The organism is Dietzia maris (assembly GCF_014144855.1).
GTDB lineage: Bacteria > Actinomycetota > Actinomycetes > Mycobacteriales > Mycobacteriaceae > Dietzia > Dietzia kunjamensis.
In genome coordinates this window covers 1-5,166 of sequence record NZ_JAALDN010000388.1, presented here as the reverse complement: position 1 = coordinate 5,166, position 5,166 = coordinate 1, and the positions used below count along the sequence as shown (strand labels likewise).

The following is a 5,166-nucleotide window of genomic DNA, read 5'->3' as shown; positions in this document are numbered from 1 at the left end:
CCGCCGGCGTGGTCCCGCGCCTGGCCCTGGTCGACGAGCTGCCGACCCGCACCTCCGGCAAGGTCGACCGCGCCGCCCTGCCGTGGCCGCTGGCCCAGACGTCGGCCGCCGAGTCCGAACTCGACGGTATCGAGGCGTGGGTCGCCGAACTGTGGTCGGCCGCCCTCGGAGCCGACGTCTCCGGGGTCGACGAGGACTTCTTCGCCCTCGGGGGCGGCTCGCTCGCCGCCGCGCACGTGGTGGCCCGCGTCCGGGAGCGCTTCCCCGCGGTAACCGTCGGCGACATCTACGACCGCTCACGCCTGGGCGACTTCGCCGGGTTCCTGGACGAGCTCGAGCCCGAGGCCGAGGTCGAACCGCGACACGTCCGACCCGTCGGCCGCGGCGCGCAGCTCCTGCAGATGCTCGCCACGATCCCGCTGCTCACCCTGACCGGCTTGCAGTGGCTCACCTGGGTGGGTATCGCCAACAACGTCGCCGTCGGCCTCGGGCTGCCCTGGGCGCGGCCGGTGTCGTGGTGGGTGCTCGGGATCATGGTGGCTCTGCTCCTGCTGCCCGCCGGCCGCATGCTGGTCACCGCCGGCCTGTGCCGGGTGCTCACCGCCGGCGTGGCGCCGGGGACGTACCCACGGGCGGGGTCGGTGCACCTGCGGATCTGGGCCGCCGAGCGGTTGGTCGAGGTCTCCGGGGCCGCCAACCTCGAGGGTGCCGGGTGGCTCACCCCCTTCGCCCGGTTGCTGGGGGCGCAGATCGGACACGGTGTGGACATGCACACCCTCCCACCGGTCACCGGCCTGCTCCGGGTGGGCGACGGGGCCTCGATCGAACCCGAGGTGGACCTGGCCGGGTACTGGATCGACGGCGACCTCGTGCACGTGGGCTCCGTGGAGATCGGCGAGAACGCGGTGGTGGGCGCCCGGTCCACCCTGCTGCCCGGCGCGGTGGTGGGCCGCGGGGCCCACGTGGAGATCGGGTCCGCGGTGGTCGGCACGGTCAAGGCCGGTAAGCGCTACGCAGGCTCGCCCGCGCTCAAGCGCGGCAAGCGTGGATCGAGTTGGCCGGCCGAGCCCGCGCCCCACAACCGGCTCTGGAGCCTGGTCTACCAGTTCTCCGCCGTCGCGCTCGGTGCGATGCCGCTGGCGGCCCTGCTCGCCGGCCTCGCGCTGGTGGCCTGGGGAGCCCGCGGCGCGGGCAGCCCGAGCGAGATGGTCCTACTCGCCGCACTGTGGTCGGTCCCCGCCACCCTCCTCGCGCTCGCACTCTTCGCCGCGGCCACCCTCGGGGCGGTGAGGCTGCTGTCGATCGGCCTGGACCCCGGCTTCCACCCGGTCCACTCGCGGATCGCCTGGCAGGCCTGGTGCAGCGAACGCCTCATGGACGCCGCCCGGAACTGGCTCTACCCGCTCTACGCCTCCATGCTCACCCCGGTCTGGCTGCGCATGCTGGGAGCCAGGATCGGCAAGGACGTCGAGGCCTCGACCGTGCTGCTCATCCCCGCGCTCACCACCGTCCGCGACGGGGCGTTCCTCGCCGACGACACCATGGTCGCGCCGTACGAACTGGGCTCCGGATGGATGCGTCTGGAGCACGCCCAGGTCGGCAAGCGCGCCTTCCTCGGCAACTCCGGGATCGCCTCCGCCGGGCGGAAGGTGCCCGCGCGCGGCCTGGTCGCCGTGCTCTCGTCCGCCCCGCAGAAGGCCAAGAAGGGCACCTCGTGGCTGGGGTCGCCGCCGCAGAAACTCCCTCGCGCCGTCGCCGACACCGACGACGTCCGCACCTACCAGCCGCCGCGACGCCTCAAGGTCGCCCGGGCGGCGTGGGAGACCCTGCGACTGGTCCCCGTCTGGATGTCGTTCCTGCTGCTGGTGAGCGTCCTGGTGGTGATGCAGGAGATCCACCTGGAGTGGGGCTTCGGCGTGGCGGCACTGACCTCCGGGCTGACGCTCGCCTACGCGGGCCTGGTCGCCCTGGTGGTCGCCGCCCTGGCCAAGTGGATCCTCGTGGGCCGGATCCGCGCGGGCGAGCAGCCGCTGTGGTCGTCGTTCGTGTGGCGCAACGAAGTCGCCGACTCGTTCATCGAGTTGCTCGCCGCGCCGTGGATGGCCCGGCCCGCGTCGGGCACCCCGGTGATGAACGCGATGCTGCGCCTGCTGGGCTCACGGATCGGCCGTGGCGTGTGGTGCGAGTCGTACTGGCTGCCCGAGGCGGACCTGATCACCCTCGGGGACGGCGCCACCATCAACCGCGGGTGCGTGGTCCAGACCCACCTGTTCCACGACCGCATCATGCAGATCGACCGGGTGACGATCGAGGCCGGCGCCACGCTGGGGTGCCACTGCGTCGCGCTGCCGGCGTCGTCGATCGGTGACGGCTCAACCGTCGGCCCGGCCTCACTGGTGATGCGCGGCGACCGCATCCCGCCCGGCACCCGCTGGCAGGGCAATCCGATCGCACCCTGGCGGGGCTGAGCCGGTGGGCGGGTCAGCCGCCGGCGATGGCCCGCAGCGCCGCCAGGTGGGACGCGTAGGCCTTGCGTCCGTCGCGGGTGAGCGACAACCACGTCCGCGGTCGCTTGCCGACGTACCCCTTGCTGACCTTGACGTATCCGGCCTTCTCCAGCACCGATGCCTGCTTGGACAGTGTCGAGTCGGTGACCTCGACCGCGTCGCGGATGGTGGCGAAATCCGCGTAGTCGACGCCAGCCAGGGCCGCGACGATGGAGAAGCGGACGGGCGCGTGGATGACCTCGTCCAACCGGTGGCGGGCGTGCCCTCCCGATCCGCCGCCCGCCCCCGGGGCGGAGCCCCCCGATGCAGCCGGGGTGCTCGTCGTCGTCTCGTCGCCCGTCATATGACCGCCCGTCGTCTCGCCGCCCATCTTCTCTCCGCTCACCGCTCGGATCCCCGCCGGTCGATGATCGCGGCGGCCACCAGGCCGGGCAGGGCGACCAACAGAACCCCGAGGAGGTACCACCAGGCGGTGAGCCCGATCGTGGTGCGGATGACGTTCAGGCCGGTGACGACGACGAGGATCATCACGCCCGATCCCGCGACGCCCCACGTGTAGGTCCGTCCCGATCCGCGGGGGCCCGCCTTGATCGCGCGTCGCTGCCAGAAGATCGCCACGAAGAGCAACAGCACGTACGGCACGAGCGCCCAGTTGGAGAACATGATCGCGACTGTCCCGATCCCCATCAGAAGCGAGATGGCCGCGGCGAACGCCGCGAACAGGCGGGCGTCGTGCCGGGAGCTGACCGGTGGGCGACCCTCGGCCTCGGCGAGCATGCGGGCGGCCTCCGCTCGATCGACCTCGCCGGTGCTGGAGTTCTGCGGGTCCATGGGTCTGCCTTCCGTCGGTGCCCCGGGGGAGTTTCCGCCGCGGAGTGGTCTTGATAGTAGGCAAGTACTTTCCAGTTTGACAACTACTTTCTCGGGATCGGCCACGTCTCGCGTCGAGAAGGGCGTCGCCGGACGCGGGTCCTCTAGACTCGCGCAGGTCATGGAATTGAAGGCAGTGAAGTCAGACCTCGTCGCCAGGATCGCGTCCCCACGCACGCCGTCGGGCGCCGATCCGGTCGACCCCTACCTGCCCGGCGCGGGCAACCACGGATATCGCGTCACGCGCTACGAGCTGGACCTGAGCTACAAGGTGAGCCCCAACAACCTCCGTGGCGAGGCGGTGATCACCGCGACCGCCACCGAGCCGCTGGAGACGATCCGGCTCGACCTCTCCCCACACCTGACCGTGTCCAAGGTGCTCCTCGACGGGGGCCGCGTCACCCGCTTCACCCGGCCCCGCGGCAAGCTCTCGATCACCCCCGCCGAACCGCTCGCCGTCGGATCAGCGTTCACCCTGACCATCCGCTACTCCGGCAACCCGAAGCCGATCCGTGGGCCGTGGGGCGAGGTGGGCTGGGAGGAACTGACCGACGGAGTCCTGGTCGCGGGCCAGCCCAACGGCGCCGCCAGCTGGTTCCCCTGCGACGACCACCCCTCGGCGAAGGCCCCGTTCCGCATCAGGCTCACCACCGACTCGCCGTACCGCGCCGTCGTCACCGGCACGCTGGTCGGCAAGAAGCGCAGTGGCAGCACGACCGCATGGGACTTCGACCTCCCGCACCCCACCTCCCCTTACCTGGTCACCGTCAACCTCGGTCAGTACGACCACCTCGAGTCCACCGACGGGCCGGTGCCGTTCCACGCCTTCGTCCCCGCCGACCTCAAGCGGGGATTCCGGCAGGCCTTCGCCCGGCAACTCGAGATGATCACCGTGTTCTCCGATCTCTTCGGCCCGTACCCGTTCGACAGCTACAAAGTCGTGGTGACCGACGACGAACTCGAGATCCCGCTCGAGGCGATGGGCATGTCGACGTTCGGACGCAACACGTGTGAGGCCGCGGGCCGGCCGGACTCGGACGAGCGACTCATCGCCCACGAGCTGGCCCACCAGTGGTTCGGCAACGCCGTCACCATCGCCGAGTGGAAGCACATCTGGCTGCACGAGGGGTTCGCCTGCTACGCCGAGTGGCTGTGGACCGAATTCTCCGGCGGCGCCGACGCCGGCAGTCACGCACTGCGCTACTACTCCAAGCTGCAGAACTCCCCGCAGGACCTCCTCCTGTCGGACCCCGGACCCGAGGACATGTTCGACGACCGTGTCTACAAGCGCGGCGCCCTGACCCTGCACGCGCTGCGCCTGACGATCGGCGACGACCGCTTCTTCGATCTCCTCCGCGCGTGGGTCGCGACGTACTCCGGCAGGACCGTCACCACCGACGACTTCCTCCACCTGGCCGCCGACCACTCCCCCGTCGACCTGCGGCCGCTGTGGAACGCCTGGCTGTTCTCCGAGCCCCTGCCGCCGACCCTCGGTATGCCCGATGACGCCACCGGCAGCCACTGAACCGACACCCACCACCGGCCGGTCGGCCGCGGGCGGGATGCGGGCACTGACGCTGGCGACCGTGTTCGCCGCGGCCTCCGGGTACCTGGTGATGCTGGTGGCCGGCCGCGCACTCGGCCCGGCAGACTATCCGTTGTTCGCCACCTACTGGGGAGCGTTCTTCGCCCTCGGCGGCGTCGCCAACGGGCTGATGCAGGAGGTCACCCGCGCCGTCCGCTCGGCCCGCGGGGGTGGGACCGGCACGGTCGGCGCGCGGCCGCCGCG

4 protein-coding genes and 1 pseudogene are annotated in these 5,166 nt (G+C 71.4%); 3 read left to right on the top strand and 2 right to left on the bottom strand.

Annotated features, from left to right (window positions below):
* Positions 1-2,468, top strand: a 2,468-nt coding sequence (locus G6024_RS12735) for a Pls/PosA family non-ribosomal peptide synthetase (RefSeq protein ID WP_235027896.1), incomplete at its 5' end; no start/stop codon positions are given.
* A gap of 13 nt (positions 2,469-2,481) precedes the next feature.
* Here the strand turns inward: G6024_RS12735 and G6024_RS12730 are convergent.
* A complete protein-coding gene (locus tag G6024_RS12730) occupies positions 2,482-2,892 on the bottom strand; it encodes a winged helix-turn-helix domain-containing protein (protein ID WP_227022180.1) in 411 nt (136 codons plus the stop codon).
* The gene (locus tag G6024_RS12725; RefSeq protein ID WP_119192898.1) at positions 2,889-3,338 is read right to left on the bottom strand and encodes a hypothetical protein; all 450 of its coding nucleotides are present in this window, start codon (positions 3,336-3,338) and stop codon (positions 2,889-2,891) included. Before G6024_RS12725 ends, G6024_RS12730 begins: the two co-directional genes overlap by 4 nt.
* Before the next feature lie 160 nt (positions 3,339-3,498).
* Between G6024_RS12725 and G6024_RS12720 the strand changes: the two genes are divergently transcribed.
* A complete protein-coding gene (locus G6024_RS12720; protein ID WP_167492377.1) occupies positions 3,499-4,902 on the top strand; it encodes a M1 family metallopeptidase in 1,404 nt (467 codons plus the stop codon).
* Positions 4,880-5,166, top strand: a pseudogene (locus tag G6024_RS12715) (polysaccharide biosynthesis protein); the annotation flags it as partial. The gene G6024_RS12720 and the pseudogene G6024_RS12715, both read left to right, overlap by 23 nt.

What these genes read in the sequence shown, in the direction of transcription:
- G6024_RS12720 (WP_167492377.1), top strand. Translation starts at nt 3,499, where the DNA reads ATGGAATTGAAGGCAGTGAAGTCAGACCTCGTCGCCAGGATCGCGTCC.
- G6024_RS12725 (WP_119192898.1), bottom strand. Translation starts at nt 3,338, where the DNA reads ATGGACCCGCAGAACTCCAGCACCGGCGAGGTCGATCGAGCGGAGGCC.